This is a genomic window from Sphingobacterium sp. SGR-19, from assembly GCF_011043555.1.
Taxonomy (GTDB): Bacteria; Bacteroidota; Bacteroidia; order Sphingobacteriales; family Sphingobacteriaceae; genus Sphingobacterium.
Window position 1 is genome coordinate 143254 of record NZ_JAAKGS010000006.1, and the last position, 25508, is coordinate 168761.

Genomic DNA, 25508 nt, shown 5'->3' on the forward strand with positions numbered 1-25508 from the left:
CACCCTCCATATTTTGTACATTCCCGCAAGAATGAGAAGAGATTGGATACGGCGATTGAAAAACTAAAACAAGGAGATTCCTTCGCGAAGGATTTAATTGACGAATAAAATGAAAGAAGTAGCATTAAATAACAAGGGCGATGATTATCATCGCCCTTGTTATTTATTATCTCACTCCAAAACGATATTCTGTTTTTGACGTGTATTGTTCTCCTGGTTTCAGCACCGTGGAGGGAAACGATGGCTGATTAGGTGAATCTGGAAAATGTTGTGTCTCCAAACAGAATGCAGAACGAAAAGGATAACCTTTCCCTCCTTTACCCTTCGGATCGTTGTCTGTCATAAAGTTACCGCTATAGAATTGCAGTCCCGGTTCAGTCGTTAAGATTTGCATCTCTATGCCTGTTTTAGGGGCATAAACCGTTGCTACTTTACGGAATCCCTCGCATTTTACCAACTCAAAATTGTGATCATATCCCTTCCCTACCTTCAACTGTTCATTATCTGTATCAATTCGTGATCCAATAGTCTGTGGTTTGCGGAAATCAAATGGCGTACCTGCTACCGCTAGACTTTTGCCCGTAGGAATCAATGCTTCATTTACCTCCGTTATAGCATCAGCATCGATCTGCAATTCGTGGTCCAAAATCGTTGAATCTCCTTCTCCATTGAGATTAAAATAGGCATGGTTGGTCAGGTTCAGTACCGTTTCTTTGTCGGTAGAACCGTTATAATCAATAACTAAACCTCCTTCGTCAGTCAAAGAATATGTTACCTTGATCGTCACGGTTCCCGGATATCCGGCTTCCCCGTCAGGAGAGGTATAAACCAGTGTAATGGCGGTATCCGAAGCTTGCTCTACATCCCACACCTTGTTATATACACCATTTGTTCCTCCATGTAACGAATTCTCTCCGTTGTTCTTCTCCAACTCATATGTAGTACCGTTCAATGTAAAAGAAGCATTGCCAATCCGGTTGCCGTATCGACCCACAATTGCTCCATAATAATTGCTGGCATTTTGCTTGAATTCATCTGCCGTATCATAGCCTAAGATGACATCTGTTTGCTTGCCCTTGTTATCTTTTACTTGGAGACTGACTAACCGTGCTCCATAATTTGTGAGGGTTACACGTAACTGTTGATTTTGCAGTGAATACAGTTTAACATCTTTACCATCGATAACAGCATCAAAGGCGTTATGCTCAATACTGTCGACAGCGGCTTCTTCGGTCGATTGCTTTTTAGCTCCTTGCTGACAGGAATACGCCAATAACGTGGCTGCTAATAGGGGGATGAAAAATTTTTTTCTCATGTTCTTTATAGTTTATAGTTGTTATATCTTTCTCCTCTACCAGAACCTTACATAAATCGCTGTTACGAGTAGTAAAGTTATCACGATTAAGACCAAAATTGAGGGTTCTACCTTAAACATTCCGCGATCTAATTGGAACGCTTTCGGATTGACCTTCGGCCCGAACAAACTGACAACAATCATCAAGATCATCGTGAAAGCAAACGCCAGTCCCATACAAATCTGGAACGGAATTTCGTATACGCCATTTTTGTTCAGATAAGCCGTGTAGATCCACGTTTCCGGTCCGAATACCTTTGTTGCAAATTCGTTAAAAAATACGGAAAGCACAAATCCTGCAACGAGACCAACAATAGCGGCGGCTCCTGTGGTGCGCTTCCAAAACATACCTAATAGGAACATGGCAAAAACACCGGGGCTAATAAAACCGGTATACTTTTGGATAAACGTAAATCCTCCAGCGCCACCAATACCTAAAGTATCGTCCCAGGTAAATAGCACAGCCACCACAATAGATACAATAATGGTTAATTTGCCGATCCATACCATTTTGCCTTCGCTGGCGTCCTTGTTCAGGTATTTTTTATAAATATCTAAGGTAAATATCGTTGCAATACTGTTTGCTTTCCCTGCGAGACCCGCTACAATAGCAGCGGTTAATGCTGCCAACGCCAAACCTTTCATACCATTGGGTAGATATCCCAGAATAGCCGAATAAGCATTATCCGCGTGGAATACCCCTCCCGGAGCCATTTCTTCTTGCAAAGCACCATTCTTATACAGCACATACGCTGCGATACCGGGAAGCATAACGATAATGGGCATAAATAGTTTCAAGAAACCAGCAAAGAGAATACCCGTCCGGGCAGTTTTTAAATCTGCTCCCAATGCCCGCTGTGTGATGTATTGATTACAGCCCCAGTAATTCAAGTTTACGATCCATATCCCTGCAAGGTACATACCGATACCGGGCAACATCAAATATTTATTAATCTCTTCCTGTGAGGCACCTGGTCCCGGTTTCTCCACAATCATGTTGAAATGTTCGGGAGCATCCGTCATCAACTTATTGAATCCTGCCAGTACATTTTGACCTAAACCAAAGTGCTCGCTGACCAACGTCAAAGCAACGTACGTTGTCGCCACACCACCGATAATCAACACCACCACCTGAATAACATCCGTAAAACCAATGACACGCATTCCACCCAATGTAATAATAATAGCAAATACAGCCAATGCGACTACAATTAAATGAAAAGTGTCGCCACCGCCAGCCATGCTGGATATCGCGATAGCCCCTAAATAAAGAATAGAGGTTAAGTTTACAAAGACATACAGGAAAAGCCAAAATACAGCCATGATGAGGCTCGTCGTTTCATTGTAACGGTTATTCAAGAACTGTGGCATTGTAAAGATTTTATTCTTCAGATATACTGGAATAAACCATACGGCAACAATAATGAGGGCGACCGCAGCAATGATCTCATAAGCCGCCACAGCAATACCCACTTCAAAACCATTACCACTCATGCCGATAAATTGTTCTGCTGAAATATTGGACGCGATCAACGATGCTCCGATAGCCCACCAGGTCAATGAACCTTCGGCGAGAAAATAGTCCTTACTTGTGTTTTGCGCCGCCGTTTTCTTACGGTAGATCCAGTAGCCATATCCGGCTACAACAAAAAAGTAGATTACGAAGATAATGTAGTCTACTGTTGCAAATTTTTCCATGTGTTATACAGCTAAAAGATAAAAGGCTTTCCGTACATTATCATGCGTTGGAAAGCCTCGGTTAGGTTATTTTTTTAACAGGTAATATAATTCATTCCATTTGAGCTGGTTCTCCAGACCTGTCAATGTCGTATTTTCATCAATCGCGACATATTCGAGCCCAGCTATGCGGGCAAAATCTTCGAGATATTCGGGCGTCAAACTCAGACTATAGGCAGTGTGGTGTGCTCCTCCGGCATAAATCCAGGCGCTACATCCTGTTTTCATATCCGGTAGCGGTCTCCATAATACGCGGGCAACGGGTAATTTCGGAAGCTTCTCCACCACCGGCACACCTTCCACTTTGTTTACGATTAAACGGAAACGTGTTCCCATATCGACCAATGAAGCGTTTAGTGCGGGGCCACTTATACCATTGAAGACCAAACGCGCCGGATCAGCTTTTCCACCGATACCCAACGGATGGACCTCTATCCTTGGCTTGTGCGCTGCTAGCGCGGCATCTACTTCTAACATATGTGACCCTAGCACCATCGCGTTATCCGGATCGAAATGATAAGTATAATCTTCCATAAAGGCAGTTGTTCCTGGCAGTCCTGCCCCCATTACTTTACAAGCACGAACCAACGCCGGCGTTTTCCAGTCTCCTTCTCCTGCAAATCCATATCCTTCTGCCATCAAACGTTGAACAGGTAATCCCGGCAGTTGCACCATACCGTGCAAATCTTCGAATGTATCTGTAAATCCTTTGAAATTACCTGCCTCTAAAAATTTGCGAAGCCCAATCTCTATTTTAGCGGCCTCTATTAGGCTTTGGCGGTGTTCTCCACCCTCGACTACATTCGGTGCGAGTTCATACGTTTCTTCATATTCTTTTAACAAAGCTTGAAGTTCCTCCTCACTGGTTTCATTGATCAACGAGACCAAGTCCCCAATAGCATAGGTATTGACTGAGAAACCAAATTTCGTTTCAGCTTCTACTTTGTCACCATCAGTAACCGCTACATTTCGCATATTATCGCCAAAACGGGCAAACTTCGCTCCTTGCCAATCATGCCACGCAGCAGCGGCCCGCGACCACACGTTAATTCTGTCGATCACTTCCTCATCCTGCCAATGGCCGGTCACGACCTTACGTCCGATATTTAATCGCGTTACAATATGTCCGAATTCCCGATCGCCATGTGCACTTTGATTCAGGTTCATGAAATCCATATCCATTGTTTCCCACGGAATATCCCTATTGTATTGCGTATGCAGGTGCAATAATGGCTTTTGTAATGCTTTTAGTCCTCTTATCCACATTTTAGCTGGAGAGAACGTATGCATCCACGTGATCAAACCGATACACTCGCGGGTAGCATTAGCCTCCATAATCGTATTATAAATCTCGTCACTATTTTTTACTATCGGTTTGTAGATGACCTCAACCGGTATGTTTTCGTGAGCCGAAAAATAATCTGCAATTTCTGCGGCATGCACAGCTACCTCCCGTAGTGTTTCTTCTCCGTATAAATCCTGGCTTCCTGTCAGGAACCAAACTTGTAATTTGTTTAATGCGATATTCATTGTTTTGCTTTTTTTTTAACCCTATTAACCTTTTTTACTCCTGTCCATAGTAGGCGTCCGTACCATGTTTGCGATCATAATGCTTTTTGATCAATGCATCCTTAAGCCGAGGTGCTTTGGGGTTGATCTGCTCTGTTAAATACGCCATCTGTGCGACGGTTTCCAACACTGCACTATTGTAGACGGATTTAATACCTGTCTTCCCCCATGCAAAAGGCGCATGATTTCCGACCAGTACCATTTCCACTTCCTTATAATCTAGCTCTTGTGCTTCAAAGTGGTTCATGATCTGGAAGCCTGTTTCGTATTCATAATTTCCAACGATCATTTCGTCGCTCATCGGCGGGGCGCACGGTATGTCAACCGTCAGGTGATCGGCATGGGTTGTTCCGAAAATAGGGATATCCCGTTGACTTTGTGCCCATGCGGTGCCATATGTCGAATGTGTATGCGTAATCCCACCGATTCCTTCCCAGTGCTTATAGAGCACGGCATGTGTTTTTGTATCTGAAGAAGGACGCAAATTTCCCTCTACTATATTTCCCTCGAAATCTACAATGACCATTTTATCTGGTGTAAGCTCTTCGTAGGGAATACCGCTCGGTTTAATAGCAAAAACGCCTTTCTCACGATCCGCTACACTTACATTTCCGAAGGTGAACAGGACTAATCCTAATTTAGGCAGCTGCATGTTGCACTCGTATGCCTCTTCTTTTATTGCTGTATACATTTTATTATTGTTGATATAGTTATAAGGTTAATTAACCTTTCGCTTCTACAAAAGCACCTAGCGCTTTATATTGTTGATATCGCTCTGCATAAATGGCCACCATTTCCGGACGAGGTTCGTACGTACGTTCAAAACCTTGCCCCATAGCTTTCATGGCGTCTTCTACCTTACTATAGATACCTGCTGCTGTCGCTGCAAACATAGCTGCTCCAAGTGCGCAGGTCTGTTCCGATCTGTGGACTCTTATAGGCATATTGATGATATCGGCCATCGTCTGCATAATGTATGGAGACTTCTTCGCTACGCCGCCCAGTCCGATAATTCCTTTGACCGGAATGCCTTCATTTATAAAACGATCGACAATATTTTTTGCACCGAAACAGGTTGCTTCTACAATGGCACGGAAGATCCGCGGCGCATCAGTCCCAAGGTGCAGTCCTTTTATTGCAGCTTTCAATGTCTGGTCGGCATCTGGTGTACGACGACCGTTAAACCAGTCAAGTGCCAGCTCAGACGTGGGCGTCACAGGTAAAGCTTCTGCCTGCCTTCCTAACTCGGGAATGACTTGGTCATCAATAAAATCAATCACCTTTCGCAAGTCATCCTCGGCCAAGATTCTGCTATCTGCCAACAAATTTCTCATCGGCCACGTCAGTACTTGTTTGAACCAAGCATACGCATCACCAAAGGCCGACTGCCCCGCTTCCATACCAATCATACCGGGGATAACCGAGCCATCGACTTGTCCGCAGATCCCTTTGACGAGTGTATCTTTTACTTCTTCTCTTGGCGCAACCAATACATCGCAAGTCGACGTACCAATCACCTTACTCACGTAATAAGGTTCGATCTCTCCACCCACGGCTCCCATATGGCAATCAAATGCACCAACACCAACCACCACATCCGTGGATAGTCCTAATCGATTTGCCCATTCTTCTGATAATGTGCCGGCAGATTGATCAGAGGTATATGTTTCCGTAAATAAACGTTCCGTTATGCCATCTAATAAAGGATCTAATGCATTAAAAAACGAATTGGGTGGTAAACCGCCAAATTCGGCCGCCCAAAGCGATTTATGTCCCGCAGCACAAACACTGCGTTTGATGTCTGCTGCCCGCACTCCTCCAGTAAGTAGAAAGGGGATGTAGTCGCAATGTTCTACCCAGGTGTAGAGTTCCTTTCTCACCGACTCATCTACACGTAAAATATGAAGTAATTTTGCCCAAAACCATTCGGAAGAATAGACTCCTCCCACATATTTCAAATAATTGACATCAAACTCCTTAGCATGATCATTGACTTGCTGTGCTTCCTTTAAGGCTGTATGGTCTTTCCACAATACAAACATGGCATTTGGGTTATCAGCAAATTCGTCTAACAACGCTAATGGAACACCACGTTCATCTACTGCGACCGGTGTAGACCCGGTGGTATCTACCGAAATAGCTTTCACTTGTTTTGCAGAAAGGATTCCTTCTGTTTTTTTTAAACAATCCTTTACCGTAGCTTCCAACCCTTCTATATAATCCAATGGATGTTGGCGAAACTGGCTAGCCGATGCATCACAAAATTTTCCTTTTTTCCATCTTGGATAATAAAATACGGAAGAAGCAATTTCGTTCCCATTACTTGCATCTACCAACACAGCCCGAACCGAGTCGCTACCGTAATCCAATCCAATCACATACGATTTTTCCATTATGAACACCTTTTCTGGTTTATAACACCTATTTTTTTGTTCTTTCGCCATAACACCAATGGTATGGATCCAAGAACTTTCTTTCAAAATTAATGTCAAATTAACACTTAATTTTAGAAAAGTGAAAATTTTATTTTATTTTCCTCAGAATAATATAATTGTCCATATCTTAACCGAACAAATCAATAATCTGTTAATGTGGAAAAACCTGTCAATCAACGTATGGATTTTTATAAAAACGAGCCCAAAACGTTACTTGCCGTAGATTGTGTTATTTTAGGCTTTAACGGTGAATCGTTGGAAATATTACTTGTCAAAAGAGATATCGCTCCCGAACGCAACAAATGGAGTTTGATGGGAGGCTTCGTACAGGAAACGGAGAGCCCGGAAAGAGCCGCTTCTCGTGTACTAAAAAAACTCACGGGGTTAGAAAACGTCTACATGGAAAACTGCGGCATATTCGGTGAACCTGGCCGTGAAAAACGTCGGGTAGTGAGCATCACATATTTCGCACTGATCGACACAAAACAATATCGGCATATTCTTAGCGAAGAGTATGAAGCAAAATGGTTTCCGTTGGACGATCACCCCAAGCTGATTTTCGATCACGAGGACATGATTGCTGCGGCGAAGCACATGCTGCGCACGAAGGCAGCTTTGTATCCCATACTGTTCGAGCTATTACCAGAGAAGTTTACTGTTCCACAAATTGCATCCTTATATGAATGTGTATATAATATCGATCTGGATAAGCGGAATTTTAGTCGTAAGCTTCTCGCTTCCGGTCTTATCATCAAATTGAATGAAAAAGATAAGAACTCGAAAAAAGGTGCTTTTTATTATCGGCTAAATATGGATATATATAAAGAGAAAATCATGTCTTTCCTGCGTTACCTACCAAGTTGGTCTATTGATTATAAAGAAGGTCGGATATTGACATAAAATGGATTTTCTTTCTGTTCCTTTTTTTGTTGCTTGATGATTTGTGCAGCATATTTGCCCATAAGCTCGAAATCGGTTGAGATTGTCGATATTCCGTTGAGAATGAACTTTTTCAACGGTGTTTCATTATAGGAAATCACGCCTATGTCTTTACCGATCTGATAATCTTTTGCTATTGATTTTTCTAATATATTTACCAAATCGTCTTCGGCCAAAAGAATATAGCACGCTCCTTTTTTTAATCCTTCTGAGGAGAGGTCGCCAACGAGCAGGTGATCAAAAGCATATTGTTGACAAAATCTATAAAAACCTTTGATGATAGCTTTGGGGTAATCACTGTGATCGGGGAAAACAAGTTTCAGTGTCCGGTATTGAGAAAGAGGTGATAACATTTTCTCCAATGCCTCATAGATATCTTTTTCATAATTTTCATAGACCGCATCAAAACTCCCTTCCAATCCGTCTATAAGTTTTCCTAATAACATCAACTTATCGATTGGAATAAGCCCAAGAACCTCCGGAGCTTGATCACTTCCCTCTTTGAAATGTGGAAACACGACATAGTGGTCATATTGTTTCGTCAAATTCAGTAATAGGCTACGCAGATGGGAGATATCACTGTTGTAGACAAACAAATCCAATGATGCTTCATCTCCCAATTCTCGTGCAAACGCATCGTAAATAATTTTCTTATGTGCACTGAGCTTATTTAGAAATAGGGCAATCTTCTGTTTGCTTACAACGTCTGATTTCGCGACAAAATACCCTTTTCCAGGCGTTGAGGAAATAATATCTAAGCTCTTCAGGTGTCTATAGCCTTTTTCTACAGTATCTCGGGAAATATCAAAATACACACTCACTTCATTGATAGAGGGTAGGATATCCCCTTGCTTTAATTGATTCTTTCGCACACCTTCGATGACCGCATCTGCTAATTGGATATACTTCGGTGTAGACGAAAACTCGCTGATCTGAATGCTTTTGATAAAATCAATATCGCTCATGTTATTCCTGTTGGCTATAGAAAGATTAAAGAAACACTTTTTTTAGAAAAAACGCAAGCTTTTGCTGTTGTTTTGCAGCAGGTAGAGGCGGGCTAGCCATCGATAAATAATGAAATAAACTTAACCCAGCGTAAAATAAAATTCTTTCAAAATCGGCTTTTGAAGCCAAAAAACGCTTTGCCAAAACGACCAGTGTCTCTTTTTCAAGCCAAAGTTTGCTTTCAGACAATGACCACGGTCGTTTGTGTAAAACAAACTTTCATTTTATAAAATCAAAGCGTCTTTTTTCCCAATGGCCATGGTCATTTTTGAAAGATTGGAATAAAAAAAACCGGCATCTTGCGACGCCGGCCTTATTTGTTAAGCTATTAGCGATTACTATTCGATTTTCTTGAAAGTTAAATCTGTAATAACCTTCTTGATACGCACACTGTTGTGAAACAGGACTCGCTCGTGGTGGATATTCGCTGTGGTCACGTCCTCCGCTGTCTCGCTGCCGATACTACCTGTCCCCAAAAGAGCCGCATCCTGTGGGTTGCCGATTTCCTGAACATTGAATTGAATTACCATCATACTAAAAATTTAAATGTTTTAAAAAATGTTTGTCGGTACACCTTTTCCATGTCCTTACTCCTAGCGAGATGATCAAACAATACAAACATAAAATATCCTCCAAATCTCTTTGGCCGAAATGGCCGAAATAGTAGTAAATGTCCTAAATTGGTACCTTTTGGAATTATTTGAGCAAAATGGTGAAAAATGGACTTTAATACGTTCTACCTTGCCAAATATTTCAATCTGTGTAAAATATCATATTACTATTTATTTTTCACTACTTATGTAGCCTTATCAAAATATCTTACGTTCCTTTAATATTGATATCAGGCAGTAATCCCTATTAACATGAAAAAAACCTTCTTTTTATTGTTCGTCACCTTATTCTTAATGTCCTGCGAAAGTGATAAGGACAACTCGTATGAGTATTGGTCCCGACTTGTTAGCGCTAAACATTCGGAAATAACGGCTTTGGCATTGTCCGTACCCTGTCAAGATGTTGAGGAATTTGAGATCATTCCGCTTCAAGGAGTGTTTACTGACTATTTCTTGGTTCACCCGTCCATTAAAACAGCGTTCGATAAGTTATTCGCAGAACTGGAAGAGCTTCGCAGTAAGATGTATGAAGCCGCAAGCAGGGAAGGAATTTATTTTGACTTCCTCGTGCGTAACCCACCCCTACGTAAAGTCTGCCATGATGGTAAGGCAAAACTCGTTTTTGCCCAGGATCTGTCTTTGGAAGAAATAAATGAGGAGCTACCTGTTCGTTATGAAGAAATCAAAAACTTCTACAACGACATTATCTGCACCGACCCTAATGATTGGACCGTCTTTCGACTTCACCTCGCTGAATGCTGTTTTGAGCCCGTACCACTACACAAAACTATCCGAATGCCGGAAGCCCTTCAAAAATTAGAATTATACAATCGGTTAATAGAAAGAAAACGCCAGCTTGAGAATACAACTTGCTATCAAACGACCTGTGAAAACAAAGTAAAAAACATTACATGCATCAATGGAAAACCGGTAATCGAAATCGCTGTCCAATAAATTACAGACAGCTGAAATAACAAGAAATCCCGGGCATCTGTCCGGGATTTCCTTTATAAATACAGATAGTTAATCTGTTTGGTTTGGTAAAAATTTCACTTAACGTGTTCCGCCAGCCCACCAAACGTTTTCAGAATACACATAAGTACCGTTTCCGTATGCAGCTTGGACATTCGGGTTGGTCGTTGTTTCTGAACTACCATAAGGTAAACGTAGCGGGAATTGACTCGCATTATTTGGATTCGCTAGTTCTATCAAGTTCTCACCCATAGCTTTCCATCTACGGATATCGTTATACATCTCAGTAGATTCACCAGATGCTCCAAAGAATGCCAAATATTTCTGAACTGCAATTTCCTTCAACGGGTTCGCTAAGAATAACGGCTTAACTTCGTCTTCAAAGTAAGCGTCTCTATCCGCCGCAGTGATATCTGGAGACCTTCTTATAATACCAAAATCTTCATTAGATGAATGGCCTTTATAGCTATTTATTGTTGACGAGTTAAATGCAGCCAGAATTGATTTCTCGGAATTGATAATCGCCGCGTCTATCGCGCTCCTTAACACAGGCTCTATGTCTGCAGTAGACCTGCCTAGACGCTGCATAGCTTCTGCTTTCAAAAACTGTATTTCATGAAAGCTTAACAGTTGCGTAGAAGCCGACTGCGAAAAAACAAATGTCGATGTCAAATAAGTGTATTGTATTTGATCATTTTCGCCATTGGGAGCAAGCAAATCGTATGAGGTATTACCTGTTTCCAGGTTACTTACATGTATCCATCTAGCATCCGTAAAGTTCCGGTTACGACGTGGGTCATTCCTCTCAATCAACTTATCGGCAATACTCTTACTTGCAGCCAAACCGTCACGCGACCACTGAAAGTCAAACAGTGGATTCAAATTCTGACCGGTATAAACATTGAACGCAGCCTCTTCTGAAGCACTAGCGAAAGATGCATCTACGAAATCGATGACATCTTCCAAAGCCTGAGTCTCGTTGGATGTGACATTCAATAAACGCATAGTGTACCGTGCTTTAAGACCATAAGCAAATTTTAACCAATCACTATTGCTACCGGCAAACAACAAGTCATGGGTTGCGTAATTACCTGTTGCATGATTGTCACCTTTAGGGATATTTTCAATCGCCGCATCTAATAGCCCCATAATTTGCGTATATAATACTTCCTGCTTATCAAGAATTGGTGTTTTATTCTCGAATGGATTGAAAGCTTCCGAATAAGGCACATCACCATACATATCTGTTAATATAGCCATGTTATAAGCCAACATAATCTGTCCAACACCTAATGTGGCGAAGTTACCTTCTTGTGCACCCCCTTCAGAACATTTTTCGACAATAATGCGAGCGTTTCTAATGGTCTCATAGATACTATTCCAACTGTTATTGAAGGTAGATGCCGTTTGGGGCTCGCCTTCACGATGTTCGGCTCTCCACAATTGGTTATGTGTACCCACTTCATGCTCTACATAGGTAGAAAGGTAGGTATTTAAGTCTCCTCCCACACTGCGCACAGCTGTTGATGTGATTACATCTGCTAAAAGAAATTTAGCTTCTACATCAATCGGGTTGTTCGGATTGAAGTTGATCTCATCCATCCTGTCCTCTGAACAGGACGTAAATGCAATAGGTGTTACCAGTATCCCTAATGCAAAAAGTTTATATATATTATTTCTTAATTTCATTGTCTTAAAATTTAATGTTCACACCCAAACCATAGCTTGATGCTCCCGGCAATGAGAAACGCTCAAAGGCTCCAGACATATTGGTGTTGCCCTGGGAAGCCTCTGGATCGTATCCTTTCAATTCTGACCACAGAATAAGATTACGTGCAAACGCATTAAGATCTACACCGAATCGAGCATTAGAATATACCGGATAACCTACTGAAATCTCTCTTAGTTTGACGAAAGAAGTTCCGAATACTGACGACTCAGAAATTGTATTCTTCCTATCAAAGTAATCAAACGCATTGGATGGATCTATTAAGATATCATTTGGAGCATAAACACCCTCAGAAACTTCTTTCACCGCAGCTTCCTCAAATAAGAAAGGAGAACCGCCTCTATAGTCTGCTGATTTTTGTGTTACCCCATAGAAATCTAAGATTCCTGCAGTTCCATGTAACATCTGTCCACCTTGTTTCCAATCCAAAACGGCTGATAATCTTACTTTTTTATATTCCAAACGCGTATTAAAGCCTAAAATAAAATCTGGTGCTACCGAACCGATGACTTGCTCGGGACCTACTTGCGGCATTCCATCATCATCTACCACAATTTGCCCAGCATCATTTCTCAAGTAAGAAACACCATAAATAACTGGAAATTTCTCGCCAATACCTGCACGTACTTGTGGTTCCACAAAACCACCCAAAAAGATACTTTGTACGCCGTCCGCCAATTCATCTACGTAGTTATCGATTTTAGTAAAGTTGAAAGCAAAATCCCAACGGAAGTCACCCTCACGGAAAGGAGCTATATTCAACGTTACTTCATGTGCATTGGTATGAACTTTCCCACCGTTAGTCATCAAACTACTATAGCCACTAGACCCTCCTAATGGCACCTGAAAAATTTGGTCTTTCACATCTTGGCGGGAGAATGTATAGCTTAAATCAATAAGACCATCTAAGAAGGTTAGATCTGTACCAATTTCATAAGATTTTGTATTTTGTGGCCTCAACGCTGGATCATACAAAATACCATATGGTGTAAATGCTACCGTAGACCCAATTGGATAAATGATTGGCTGCCCACTGGAGAAACCTCCACTGTAAGTTGGTGTCGCATAATAAGAATCGTAATAATTCCCAGCCTGTCCTACTTCAGCATAAGAAGCTCTCAACTTACCGAAATTCAATACCTCACTTTGCAAACCTTCAAGTTCAGTAAAGACGAAAGATGCTGAGACTGATGGATAAAAGAATGAGCGATTATCACGGGGCATATTCGAAACGACGTCATTACGTCCCGTTACATTCAAATATAACATGTTTCTATACGCCAAGTTCAAGTTTCCGAACACACCAAAGGTACGCGTATGTCTCAACGCCTGCTCCGCGGTGTAGCTGGTAGCATTGTTGATGTGATTCCAACCTGAAAAATTAAAGTTAGATCCGTAGGCATAATCATGGCGACGATTTCTATCTACAATCTCGTTACCGATCATCGCATCGAATATCAAATCGTCGTTAATTTCCCAATTGTAAGTAGCGGTCGCTAACGAATTCAATTCTGTTACGGAATAGTGATAGTTCTCCACTTCACCTCTTGTAAGACCTGCTTTACCATACCCCCAAAGATCGGTATAATTCGCAGTATATGAATCGACTCCTAATTGATATTTTAACGTTAGTTTTTGATTTTCTGCCAGCTGTGTCGCATATTGCGCGAAACCATTACCAAAGAAGCGTTGTGTTCCTTCAGTAAACCGGTTATGCTGTGTCCCCCAGTAAGGATTATCGAAAGCACCACCTCTATAGTTGACTTGCTCATAAGGGTTACCATCTACATGATTTGGTATTCCCTTCAAGTCATAAGAAGCAGGAGCTCCATAGATAGTAGCGATAAGACCATTGTTTGCACCTGTTTGCTTAGAGACTTTCGAATTAACATAGTTACCCATGAACCCTGTTGTCCATTTATCGGAAAGATTAAGCTGAGTTGCAAGTTTTGCATTATAACGATCTAACCCAGTTGACGGCACGATACCATCTGCATTGGTTGCACCTAACGACATTGCATAATGACCTTTATCAAAGCCTTGCATAATATTCAACGAGTTGTTATAGGTACTCCCCACATCAAAAAAGTCTTTTGCATTATTATAAGCCTGAGGTGTCGCCCAAGGATCTAATCCAGCCGAAGCCCTTTGTGGCACGTAATATTTTCCCTGTTGCAAGCCATATTCATCGGTATAGTCATTTACGGTGTTACCTCCATAGGTAGGATCATTTGCCAAATCACTAATAAGGGGACCCCACGAAGTCGAAGCTGTTGGATTGAAAACATACGCGCCATCTGCTGCTCTTACAGCACCTTGGGCATAGGTTCTCTGAAAATCAGGCAGTACAGCTACTCTATCAAAAGACACATTAGAATTATACGTAATCTGTGCTTTACCTTTTTCTACTCCTCTTCCACTTTTCGTGGTAATGATGATCGCACCATTGGATGCTCGCATACCATACAAAGCAGATGCCGCTTGTCCTTTTAGAATATTGATGCTTTCAATATCGTTCGGATCAATATCTAACCCTCTAGCCGAATAATCTGAACCGGTTACCGAATTCCCGGTAGATACATCCGAAACAGACGTTATTGGCATACCGTCCACGACATACAAAGGCGTATTATCTCCGGTAAAAGATCTGGCACCACGAATGGTAATCTTAGCAGAAGCACCTGGCATACCCGAAGATGGTGTTACTTCAACTCCGGAAACTTTACCTTGAATAGCTGTAGCCAAATTGCTGTTTGCTGCTTGCGTTAATGCATCTCCTTTTACCTCTTGGGTTGCAGTTGCCAACGCACGTTTCTCTCTCGTAATACCCATCGCTGTTACCACCACTTCTTCCAACGCCTCACCTCCGCCAGCTAGTTGTACATTCACCACCGCACGGTTACCCACAGCCACACGTTGGCTATCGTAGCCAATATATGAAAACGCCAAAGTGGCATCGTTCCCGGATATCTGAATAGAATAATTTCCGGATCCATCGGTTTGTGTAGCGTTCGACGTTCCCACCACTGCCACAGATACTCCCGCAATTGGAGCCCCATCGCTAGCCGATGTCACACGACCACTCACTTGTCGATTTTGTGCAAACGTCACCCCTACCAGGCACGTTAACACAAAAATTAAACTGAGTAATTTTTGTTTCATGTTTGTGTTTGTTTAGTTATTAATTTGTTGATTGTTTATTGCTTTTATTGTGTACTATTTACTAAATGGATATAGTAATTCGTTTTTACGTTACACGCTACAAACAGATATGATATCGAAAGAAATCAAATTAGTATAAACCAAGTTTAGTAACTTGAAAATCTACATCACGACTAATTTGTGCGTAAAAACGTTTCTCTCTAACAAAGAAAATGGAGTGGATTAATTGTTAAATACTGTTTCATTTGCGTTGTTGTTTAGTTATCTAATTTCTTTCTCTTTCTTATCCGGTATGGCATTGGACGCCATTTGTTAAAAACTGTTAAAACTATGCAAACATAAAAAAATAACTTTGTTCTTGCAACTTTTCCAAAAAACTAACACAATCACTGATACTGTATTAATGAAACAGGAGGAAGAGTACAAAATAAGAAAAAGAAATAAACAAAATAACAACACATAGTACTACCGAAAAAACAAAACTATATTCTTTAAAAACACATAAATAAAAAATATAAACATTGTATATATTGAACTAAAAACGACTTCAATCTTTTGGAGTAGGCGATAAATATTATATTTTGTCAAGAAAAAGCCACATCAAAATGCGTCTCTAAGTACACATAAAAAATTTATCTTTGTATCATGCGTTTTGATATCATTACCGTTTTACCGGGCTTATTGGACAGTCCATTTGCACATTCTATTTTGCAACGCGCTCAACATAAAGGTTTAGTAGAAATCCATGTGCACAATCTACGCGATTATGCTACAAACAGACATAAGTCTGTTGACGACTATCCCTATGGCGGAGGTTCGGGAATGGTCATGCAGATCGAACCTTTTGCGGCCTGCATCGAAAGATTACAGGCGGAACGGCAATATGACGAGGTAATCTATATGACGCCGGACGGCGACACCCTTAACCAGGAAATCGCTAATGCGCTTTCATCCATAGAAAATGTCATTATCCTCTGCGGACATTACAAAGGAATTGATCAGCGTATCCGGGATGTATTCGTGTCGAAAGAGATTTCTATAGGCGACTACGTATTGTCCGGGGGCGAATTACCTGCTGCAATATTAGTTGACGCTGTTGTCCGGTTGATACCGGGGGTACTGTCTGATGAAACCTCGGCACTATCGGACTCTTTCCAAGACGGCTTGTTGGATGCGCCGATATATACGCGTCCTGCAGAATGGCGAGGACATCGCGTGCCGGACGTTCTGCTTAGTGGACATGAAGCGAAAATTGCGACGTGGCGTTACGAACAACAACTGAAACGAACGGAAGAACGTCGCCCAGATTTGTTAAATGATTAAGATTAGTCCATAATTTTTATTTTTTTATTAAAAAAAGTTTGCTAAATAAAAAATATTCATAAATTTGCGCTATACAAATGATCATGAAACAAGTACATACAAACTGGTGGTGGCCCGAAGCAAGCAGCGTCGGGAATGTGTTTTGCATGTATTAAAGATATTCATAATCAACCAAAACCATTTTGAAAGTAAGCCCGGCGATTAAACGTCGGGCTTTTTTTTATTTTTGGTATCGTCAAAACTAGAAACAACAAGATTAACAATGAAATATTCACTGAAGACAAATTACAGAAAGATATTGGCGGACACGACAACGCCCGTGAGCATCTATCTCCGATTGCGAGATACCTTCCCTAACAGTTTGCTCCTAGAAAGTTCGGAGTACCATAGCCGTGACAACAATATCAGCTATATTTGCTGCGATCCAATTGCGGGGATTTCCCTCAATAAAGAGCAACTTCGCATCGTTGAACCCGGTGCACAACCCATTTATAAAGCTGCTGACGAAATCAACCTCCGGGAGGAAGTATCTGCTTTCCGGGAAAACTTCTCCCAAGTGGAAATGGAAGGCGTAAATGTTATTTCTTCCGGCCTATTCGGATACTTTACCTTTGATGCTGTTGAACACTTTGAAGATATCAAGTTAACGGCAGGCACGCATACAGCACGAGAAATTCCTTATATGCAATACCACGTGTATCGTTATGTTATCGCGATCGACCATTTCAGAAATCAACTGTATATCTTCGAAAATCTGCTAGCCGACGAATCTTCCGATCTGGATCGACTGGAATATCTGATACAGAATAAAAATTTCCCCGAATATCATTTCAAACGCCAAGGCGGAGAATCGTCTAATATGACGGATGAAGACTTCAAGAGCTTGATCAACAAGATGAAACAACACATACAACGCGGAGATGTTTTTCAGATTGTACCATCACGTGCGTTCTCCACACCCTTTGCAGGAGACGAGTTTAACGTATACCGTGCTTTGCGATCCGTCAACCCTTCACCTTATCTTTTCTATTTTGATTATGGTGATTTCAAACTATTTGGTTCATCGCCAGAGGCCCAATTGACCATCAAAAAGGGAGAAGCCACGATCTACCCCATCGCTGGAACGTTTAAGCGTACAGGTGATATGGAAAAGGATGAAAAGATTGCTGAAGAACTGAAAAATGATCCAAAGGAATCCGCCGAACATGTGATGCTGGTTGACCTAGCACGCAACGATTTGAGCCGTCATTGTACAAACGTAAAAGTAAAGTCATATAAAGAAGTACAATATTATTCCCATATTATCCATTTGGTATCCAAAGTTTCCGGTAAGCTCAATCCTGCCTCCAATCCGTTTGATGTCGTAGGCGATACGTTCCCTGCAGGGACCTTATCAGGTGCTCCGAAACATAAAGCACTTACGCTCATAGACCGCTACGAAGGCTTCCCGCGCTCCTTCTACTCCGGTGCCATCGGCTACATGGGTTTTAACGGAGATTTCAACCACGCCATCATGATCCGCTCCTTTCTGAGCAAACAGAATGTATTACATTACCAAGCTGGTGCAGGAATCGTGCTGGATTCTGACGCGGAAAAAGAACTACAAGAAGTAAACAATAAAATTGCGGCACTACGTCGCGCCTTAGAAATTGCAGAAACGCTATAACACAAAATGAATAACAATAATAACAATAAGATATTGGTAATCGACAACTACGATTCATTCACCTATAACCTTGTACATTTATTGCAGGAACTAGGGCAAGCATACACCGTATGGCGAAATGACAAATTCAAGCTGGAAGATGTCGAACCGTTTAATAGGATTTTGCTATCGCCTGGCCCCGGAATACCGGAGGAAGCGGGACTTTTAATGGAAGTTATCCGTCGGTATGCCCCCTCGAAAAGCATCTTGGGTATCTGCTTGGGGCAGCAGGCTATTGCCGAAGTATTCGGAGGAACGCTATACAACATGCCCAAACCGCTACACGGTGTCGCTACCGATATCATCGTTACTGACGGCACGGAAAGGTTGTTTCAAGACTTCCCTAAGGATTCTAAAATTGGACGATATCATTCGTGGGCGGTTACAAAGGAAAACCTACCGACATGCCTTCAGGTGACCGCAGTCGACTCGGATGGGGTTATCATGGCGCTACGTCATAACGAATATGATGTACGTAGCGTGCAGTTTCATCCAGAATCGGTACTGACAACAAATGGTAAAAAATTAATAGCGAATTGGTTATCTTAACGTACTTTTTTCTCTCAAAAAAGTATGCAAAAAAAGTCGTCGCTGGGAAATCTTTGCATAGTGGTTAAGTGCAAAAAACAAATTTGTACAAATGCAAAGTTTCCAAGGCGACATTTTGATGTTAAGGATGGGATATTACAAAGTATACGTACCAAAAATAAGTTATAATTCAACGGACTAACATCTAACTTGAAACAAATGACAATACTAGATAAAATAATCGAACGAAAAAAAATAGAGGTAGCAGAAGCTAAAAAGCAGGTTTCTGTGGAGGAACTGGAGCAGTATCCGTTTTTCAGCAGGACTTGTTATTCACTGAAAGACTCTGTATTGCACCCTGAACGAACGGGTATTATCGCGGAATTTAAACGGGCATCTCCATCAAAAGGGCTCATCAATGGAACGTCTAGCGTTGCGGAAGTCGTTCAAGGCTACCAGGAGGCGGGCGCATCGGCGGTATCCGTACTGACAGATCCTGATTTTTTCAAAGGTTCCCTTACGGATTTAAGCGCTGCGCGGGAGGCATTGACTATTCCTTTGCTACGTAAAGAATTTATCGTAGACACGTATCAGATAACTGAAGCCAAAGCATATGGTGCTGATATTATCCTCTTGATTGCGGCGTGTTTACGTAGCGATGAAATAAAAGCTTATGCAGATTACGCTAAATCGTTAGGATTGAGTGTGCTTCTTGAAGTTCATAACCAAGAAGAACTACACCGTAATATCTTTGATAATGTGGATGCTATAGGCGTCAACAACCGCAATCTAAAGGATTTCGTGGTCGACCTGAACCATTCTTATGATTTAGTGAATATCATTCCTGATCGATTTATCAAAGTTTCAGAAAGTGGTATATCCGATCCAAAGACAATAAATGAATTGAAAGATGCTGGCTTTCAGGGATTCCTGATTGGTGAAAATTTCATGAAAACAGCAGACCCAGCAGAAGCAATAAAGGAATTTGTAGGAAAATTGTTATAGGGGCGTATTCGTACCCCCTATAACTTTTCGCGTTTCCGCATCGCTCTATCCGCACGTTTGCGGGCAGTTTTGATTTTATAGTCGAGCCATTTATCCTTGAACAGCTTGCGCATGGTATCATCAAAATGACGCGTAATAAATAGGTTTCTAGCTCCTTTTATTTTTTCGCTAAGGGAATTTGCCAATGCCCGCACAGAAATGGAATAACCTTCGGTTTCATACTGTATATAATGCCACCATCCCGCTGGCATATAGAGTGTATCACCGGGGTGGATAACAGCTTCATAGCCATCCAACAATTTCAAAGCCGGATATTCCTCTTGGCTACTTGTTTTCAAGTTAGCAATGCTGTGGAAATTATAAGGCAACTTATACATCAGGTCGGATTGATTGTTCGGGAAGAGCCATATCCTTTTCGTTCCTTGAAACTGCGAAATGAATACATGCGACATATCAATATCGAAATGGTTCCGGGTTGCCGAACCTTCTCCACCAAAAAACATATAGGGAAGCCACTGCAAGACTTTACCGCCGGTCACATCATTATAAATGACATCTTTTTTTAACTCAGGCCTGATTTTCATTAAATTAAAGAGGAACAAGCGCAATTCTGTCGGTTCCATCCTTATTTTATCAAGGTATTCACCAAAACTCGTCCTGCCTACCGGTGGGCTGGCAGCATGGTTCTGCGACTCCTCTTCTCGTCCGTATACGTCTATTTGTTCGTTACCTGCTATTTCCTTGAAATAGTCATAACTCCATTTCTGCCAGCAAGGACTTTCTTTGCTGATAAAATCTTTGATGATTACCGGTTGTCCTTTGTTGAGATAATCCCGAACAAAGTCCTTTGGAGCAATCCCTGATATACTATTTACTGGTTTTAGTTTCACAAGTTCTTACGCTTAACAACTATTTACAAACTTAAAAAAATATTCCTCTTAAAGATATTTTTTATTTTATCGCATCGATATCACACACAAATTAAATAGAAATATTCTAAATAGGAAATGATAAGCGTCATTATCTCCTTATTTATTCACCTGTTTAATATATTGTTCGACTGCCATGGTCATGCTCGGTGCTTCTGGTGTAGGAGCCGGTATATCTAAAATCAAATTATGGTTAAGCAGCTCTTGTTGGGTAGTAGCACCAAATGCCGCAATTCGGGTATTGTTCTGCTTATAATCGGGGAAATTCTCAAATAGCGACTGCACGCTTGATGGGCTAAAGAAAACGATAACATCATAAAATACATTTTCCAGATCTTTGATGTCACTGATAACGGTGCGGAACAAAACCGCAGGCGTAAAGTCGTATCCGTTATCCTGTAGCCATTTTTGCGTTTCTTCATTAGCGACATCTGAGCATGGAAAAAGAAATTTTTCTTTACTATGCTTCTTTAGAACTTCCTCTAAATCTTTAGCAGTTTGCTTACCAAAGAAAATTTTGCGTTTACGATATTGAATATATTTTTGCAGATAAAGTGCTATTGCCTCTGATATACAGAAATATTTCATATCTGCCGGCACTTCATACCGCATTTCCTCACATACACGAAAGAAATGGTCGACTGCATTCTTGCTGGTAAAGATAACAGCTGTAAAATCTGCAAAATTAATTTTTTCCTTGCGCACGTCTTTAGCCGGAACACCTTCTACGTGGATGAATCCTCTAAAGTCCAATTTTAAGTTATATTTTTCTGCTAACGCAAAATATGGAGACTTATCATTTTCAGGTTTGGGCAAGGTAACTAAAATACTTTTTACCTTCTTGGCTCTTGCTTCATCTACTTGCATATTCAATTTTTTAGTTGCTCAATGTTCTAACCAATATCAAAATCGGCGCTACTTCAAGTGCGCAAAGATACAGAATTAAATAAAAAATTGAAAACTTTAGATTTCCGAACAAGCGGAAAGCCGTCCTCAAAAACCTATATATGAACAAGATAGACACCAATACACTGAACAAAATTAACAGAATCTTAAAGTATGCTGTAGGAACAAGCGTAACTGTCAACAGGAAAGGCATCAAAAAAAGCATGCTGTTAAAATAAACTAAATAGAGTACCGTTACGTATTCCCTAACTAGACGATCTATTTCAAACACGAACGAAATAAATCTGATTAAGAGTATTTTAATAATAAATAACACAGCAACAAGAAAGGCTGTTCGTATATAGTTTTCTAAGCTGAGCACGTCAAAACGCTCAAAAGTAGATTCCATTAACACGATGAAAAGCCCTAATGCAAGGCTAAAGATGAGATACAGAAATATATACGGCCAAGAGGTAAGCATATTGTCTTCCTTGCTCACCTGCTGCAGTGTCCGCTCATCATAATAGGCCTGTACAATCATCGCAAAATCAGCCGGAAAAGCTAGCCGCACAAGTGCAACAGCCAGAAACAACAGAAAGACAACCGACAAGACCCAAACAGGGCGTTCGCCCTTTACCTCCCCTTGTCGAAAGGGCATACTTTGCGCGGGTTCCGACATGGATCTCATGTAATCCAGAGAAGCAACAGGATTTATACTGCGTTGGCCAATGTCTGATAGGAATTGTTCAAGTAACTTATGCGGACGGTCCTCCGATGGAATTATATAATTAAACGTATCGATTTCCGCCACTTCCATGCTGTCGATCGCTATAGGTAAACGGGTTGTGTCTTCTTGCCCCCACACTATGCTGGTCATCAAACACAATATGCTACCCAAAAAGATACGCTTTAATAAATACATCCAAAAATTTTCTTACTTTGCCGTAAAGTTAGCATAATATCGCCAAGCTAAAAAAGAAAAAGACATGACGCCATCCTTTACAGAGCGTTGCCCTTGGTGTGGCAACGACGAATTATATGTACGATACCATGATGAAGAATGGGGAAAAGAAGTCGATTCAGACACCCTCCTTTTTGAATTTCTCGTCCTAGAATCAGCACAGGCCGGTCTAAGCTGGATTACCATCTTGCGAAGAAGAGAGGGGTACCGAAAGGCTTTTGCGGAGTTTGATTATAAACAAGTGGCACAGTTTGATGAGCGCAAAATAGAGGAACTCGTGCAAGACGAGCGCATCATCCGTCATCGTGGTAAAATAACCGCGACTGTGAAAAATGCACAGATATTCATGCAAATACAGCAGGAATTCGGATCATTCTACAATTATCTCTACAGCTTTATGCCGGAAGGGAAACGAATCGTCAACTCGCTGAAAGACTTAAAATCAGCTCCAACACACAGCAAGGAATCGGACGCCATCTCTAAAGACCTCAAAAAACGAGGAATGAAATTTTTCGGAACCACAATATGTTATGCTTTTATGCAAGCCGTAGGGATGGTTGATGATCATTTGGATAGTTGTTCTTTTAAAAATTAGTTTTTCTTTTTTTACCACAAAAAAAGAAACAAAAAAGCTCGCCACTTAAAAATTTTGATGGGTTGGATAGTGCATATATCATATTTCTACATATTTCAAAATTTTTGATGTGGCATTAGAGGTTAAGGAGGGAATTGTGCAATGCGTAAATAAACGGGATCAACACCGGACGGTGGTTACACGGACTAAAACAGCTTTGTATTCATAAATTACGATATAAGCTTAGTAGACATCTGAAGACCACGTGACGGTGGTCAAGATCGACATCGTATCGTTCTGCGTTAATTTTTTTCGAAGGCTATTCCGAAAAGAACAAAATACTGTTTGAACCGCCATAGGGCGGTGAGTTTATTTTGTTCCGGAATAGGTAAGAAAAAATAGCAGAACGATACAAGTCGTGATCTTTTGCTTCTTTTCCATCTAGGGAAAAAGAAGAAAGAAATAAGTAACTTTGCAAAAAAGTTAAAATGGCTGTTAAGATTGGTGAACATATTGATTTAGGTGAATTTCCGCTACTATTGGCGCCTATGGAGGATGTCAGTGATCCACCATTCCGTTATGTGTGTAAGCAAAACGGAGTGGATATGATGTATACGGAGTTTATTTCTTCTGAGGGGTTGATTCGGGATGCTGCTAAATCGAAACAGAAGCTTGACATCTTTGAATACGAACGGCCTATCGGTATACAGATATTCGGCTCCGATATTGAAAGCATGCGTCAATCTGCCGAGATATGCACCTTAGCGCAACCGGATCTGATTGATATCAATTACGGTTGTCCTGTGAAAAACGTCGCTTGTCGTGGTGCGGGCGCCAGTTTGCTTCAAGATATCGACAAAATGGTCGCCATGACAAAAGCTGTTGTAGATGCCACTCCCCTTCCGGTGACCGTAAAGACACGTCTAGGCTGGGATGATAGCACCAAAAATGTCTACGAGGTGGCGGAACGTCTTCAAGACGTCGGTATTAAGGCATTATCAATCCACGGACGCACACGGGCCCAGATGTATAAAGGTCAGGCCGACTGGAGCATGATACGGGATATAAAACGTAATCCACGCATTCAAATCCCTATTTTCGGAAACGGCGACGTCGATTCTGTGGAAAAAGCTGCTGCCTGGCGTATGGAGTATGAAGTCGACGGCATCATGATTGGGCGCGCATCAATTGGATACCCCTGGATATTTCGGGAAATCAAACACTTCTTTAAAACAGGAGAACGATTGGAAGGTCCGACCATAGACGAACGCGTTGAGGTGTGCAAAACGCATTTGACCAAGTCTATCGAATGGAAAGGTGATAAAACCGGTGTGTTTGAAATGCGACGTCATTATGCTAATTACTTTAAGGGTATACCGAACTTTAAAGAATACCGAACGAAGCTGGTGGGGTTAGGCGACCACAACGAGATTCTGGAAGTGCTGGAAGAGATCAAGGAAAAATTTTCAGCAGACATTGTATGGTAGGGTGCTTAAAAAGCATACCCCAAACCAATCATCCATTTGCCGGTAATAGATTCCGTGTTTTCAGTCGTGTTGATTAACTTTCGTGCGATGCCGCCGCCGACTTCCAACATCAGGTTTCTTTTAAAAAGCCACTTGCCTCCTAAACCTACACCCAGTCCTGCTGATGTTCGTCGTTCTGTCGCCTCTATATAATTGGCGTGGATATCACTAAATTTCTGAAACGTTTCCTCCTTATTCGTAATCGGCACAAACGCTTCCAAGAAAAAGCCTGCCCCATGCGAACCTCCTACATACAGTCGACCGAAAGGAGAAAACTGTATCATTTCATCCATCGCCCCTAGTCCCAAAAGGCTATGCAGTCCAAGCCCTACGTCTTCATTGATAGCGCGTTCATAAGAAAAATTAAGTACCGGCCCTGCAATTAACGAGATGGGGTCTAGCATAATGTGGTTGGGGCGCGCCACCGCCCGTTCTCTTTTTGATTCCTGCGCATGACCAATCATTACAAATGCCATAACTCCCCATAAAAGTAACGTTCTTTTCATAATATATTTTAAATGTTAATCAACAAAATTAGGTAAACGACACGCGGGTATAA

Annotated in this window: 22 protein-coding genes; 8 read left to right on the top strand and 14 right to left on the bottom strand. The window is 41.4% G+C overall.

From position 1 onward, the window contains the following. Positions 1-166 precede the first annotated feature (166 nt). The 5 genes from G5B43_RS12750 to G5B43_RS12770 all read right to left on the bottom strand — a co-directional run bounded on the left by G5B43_RS12750 (position 167) and on the right by G5B43_RS12770 (position 7053). Positions 167-1315 (bottom strand): aldose epimerase family protein, encoded by a 1149-nt coding sequence (locus tag G5B43_RS12750; RefSeq protein ID WP_165295139.1) that lies wholly within the window; start codon positions 1313-1315, stop codon positions 167-169. A gap of 36 nt (positions 1316-1351) precedes the next feature. Next, complete coding sequence (locus G5B43_RS12755) at positions 1352-3052, bottom strand: sodium:solute symporter family transporter (protein WP_165295141.1); 1701 nt, start codon at positions 3050-3052, stop codon at positions 1352-1354. 66 nt (positions 3053-3118) lie between these two features. Further along, positions 3119-4621, bottom strand: a complete 1503-nt coding sequence (araA, locus tag G5B43_RS12760) for an L-arabinose isomerase (protein ID WP_165295143.1) — start codon at positions 4619-4621, stop codon at positions 3119-3121. Positions 4622-4655: 34 nt separating this feature from the next. Next, positions 4656-5351, bottom strand: a complete 696-nt coding sequence (locus G5B43_RS12765; RefSeq protein ID WP_165295144.1) for an L-ribulose-5-phosphate 4-epimerase — start codon at positions 5349-5351, stop codon at positions 4656-4658. 31 nt (positions 5352-5382) lie between these two features. Continuing rightward, positions 5383-7053, bottom strand: coding sequence for a ribulokinase (locus G5B43_RS12770; protein WP_165295146.1), 1671 nt, complete (start codon positions 7051-7053; stop codon positions 5383-5385). 222 nt (positions 7054-7275) lie between these two features. Between G5B43_RS12770 and G5B43_RS12775 the strand changes: the two genes are divergently transcribed. Beyond that, a complete protein-coding gene (locus G5B43_RS12775) occupies positions 7276-7995 on the top strand; it encodes an NUDIX hydrolase (protein ID WP_165295148.1) in 720 nt (239 codons plus the stop codon). On the opposite strand, the gene G5B43_RS12780 is transcribed toward G5B43_RS12775, so the two are convergent. The 3 genes from G5B43_RS12780 to G5B43_RS12790 all read right to left on the bottom strand — a co-directional run bounded on the left by G5B43_RS12780 (position 7968) and on the right by G5B43_RS12790 (position 9572). Next, on the bottom strand, positions 7968-8999 hold the full coding sequence (locus G5B43_RS12780) for a GntR family transcriptional regulator (RefSeq protein WP_165295150.1): 1032 nt from the start codon (positions 8997-8999) through the stop codon (positions 7968-7970). The two genes, G5B43_RS12775 and G5B43_RS12780, sit on opposite strands and share 28 nt — an antisense overlap. Before the next feature lie 25 nt (positions 9000-9024). Next, a complete protein-coding gene (locus G5B43_RS12785; protein ID WP_165295151.1) occupies positions 9025-9228 on the bottom strand; it encodes a hypothetical protein in 204 nt (67 codons plus the stop codon). 149 nt (positions 9229-9377) lie between these two features. Then, entirely contained in the window at positions 9378-9572 is a 195-nt protein-coding gene (locus tag G5B43_RS12790) for a hypothetical protein (RefSeq protein WP_165295153.1), read from the bottom strand. A 330-nt stretch (positions 9573-9902) separates the two neighbouring features. Here G5B43_RS12790 and G5B43_RS12795 point away from each other — a divergent pair, with 330 nt between their 5' ends. Continuing rightward, on the top strand, positions 9903-10604 hold the full coding sequence (locus G5B43_RS12795) for a hypothetical protein (RefSeq protein ID WP_165295155.1): 702 nt from the start codon (positions 9903-9905) through the stop codon (positions 10602-10604). Positions 10605-10703: 99 nt separating this feature from the next. On the opposite strand, the gene G5B43_RS12800 is transcribed toward G5B43_RS12795, so the two are convergent. Together G5B43_RS12800 and G5B43_RS12805 are read right to left on the bottom strand one after the other, a co-directional pair. Continuing rightward, positions 10704-12311: a SusD/RagB family nutrient-binding outer membrane lipoprotein gene (locus tag G5B43_RS12800; protein ID WP_165295156.1), complete on the bottom strand. Its 1608-nt coding sequence runs from the start codon at positions 12309-12311 to the stop codon at positions 10704-10706. Positions 12312-12315: 4 nt separating this feature from the next. Further along, positions 12316-15513 (bottom strand): SusC/RagA family TonB-linked outer membrane protein, encoded by a 3198-nt coding sequence (locus G5B43_RS12805; RefSeq protein ID WP_165295158.1) that lies wholly within the window; start codon positions 15511-15513, stop codon positions 12316-12318. 645 nt (positions 15514-16158) lie between these two features. Here G5B43_RS12805 and trmD point away from each other — a divergent pair. The 4 genes from trmD (at position 16159) to trpC (ending at position 20074) form a co-directional block, all read left to right on the top strand. Further along, complete coding sequence (trmD, locus tag G5B43_RS12810; protein WP_165295160.1) at positions 16159-16836, top strand: tRNA (guanosine(37)-N1)-methyltransferase TrmD; 678 nt, start codon at positions 16159-16161, stop codon at positions 16834-16836. Positions 16837-17098: 262 nt separating this feature from the next. Then, on the top strand, positions 17099-18502 hold the full coding sequence (locus tag G5B43_RS12815; protein WP_165295162.1) for an anthranilate synthase component I family protein: 1404 nt from the start codon (positions 17099-17101) through the stop codon (positions 18500-18502). A gap of 6 nt (positions 18503-18508) precedes the next feature. Continuing rightward, a complete protein-coding gene (locus G5B43_RS12820; RefSeq protein ID WP_165295164.1) occupies positions 18509-19090 on the top strand; it encodes an anthranilate synthase component II in 582 nt (193 codons plus the stop codon). A 198-nt stretch (positions 19091-19288) separates the two neighbouring features. Beyond that, positions 19289-20074, top strand: coding sequence for an indole-3-glycerol phosphate synthase TrpC (trpC, locus tag G5B43_RS12825; protein WP_165295165.1), 786 nt, complete (start codon positions 19289-19291; stop codon positions 20072-20074). Positions 20075-20091: 17 nt separating this feature from the next. Here the strand turns inward: trpC and G5B43_RS12830 are convergent, their stop codons facing one another. From G5B43_RS12830 to G5B43_RS12840, 3 genes are all read right to left on the bottom strand, one after another. Then, complete coding sequence (locus tag G5B43_RS12830; RefSeq protein ID WP_165295167.1) at positions 20092-20964, bottom strand: cupin-like domain-containing protein; 873 nt, start codon at positions 20962-20964, stop codon at positions 20092-20094. Between the two features lie 138 nt (positions 20965-21102). Beyond that, a complete protein-coding gene (locus G5B43_RS12835; RefSeq protein ID WP_165295169.1) occupies positions 21103-21870 on the bottom strand; it encodes a uroporphyrinogen-III synthase in 768 nt (255 codons plus the stop codon). A 10-nt stretch (positions 21871-21880) separates the two neighbouring features. Further along, on the bottom strand, positions 21881-22810 hold the full coding sequence (locus G5B43_RS12840; protein ID WP_165295171.1) for a DUF4271 domain-containing protein: 930 nt from the start codon (positions 22808-22810) through the stop codon (positions 21881-21883). Positions 22811-22874: 64 nt separating this feature from the next. On the opposite strand from G5B43_RS12840, the gene G5B43_RS12845 reads away from it, so the two are divergent. Together G5B43_RS12845 and dusB are read left to right on the top strand one after the other, a co-directional pair. Next, positions 22875-23444: a DNA-3-methyladenine glycosylase I gene (locus tag G5B43_RS12845; protein WP_165295173.1), complete on the top strand. Its 570-nt coding sequence runs from the start codon at positions 22875-22877 to the stop codon at positions 23442-23444. 467 nt (positions 23445-23911) lie between these two features. After that, positions 23912-24910, top strand: a complete 999-nt coding sequence (gene dusB, locus G5B43_RS12850) for a tRNA dihydrouridine synthase DusB (protein WP_165295175.1) — start codon at positions 23912-23914, stop codon at positions 24908-24910. A 5-nt stretch (positions 24911-24915) separates the two neighbouring features. Here the strand turns inward: dusB and G5B43_RS12855 are convergent, their stop codons facing one another. Continuing rightward, a complete protein-coding gene (locus tag G5B43_RS12855) occupies positions 24916-25455 on the bottom strand; it encodes a hypothetical protein (protein WP_165295177.1) in 540 nt (179 codons plus the stop codon). Positions 25456-25508 lie beyond the last annotated feature (53 nt).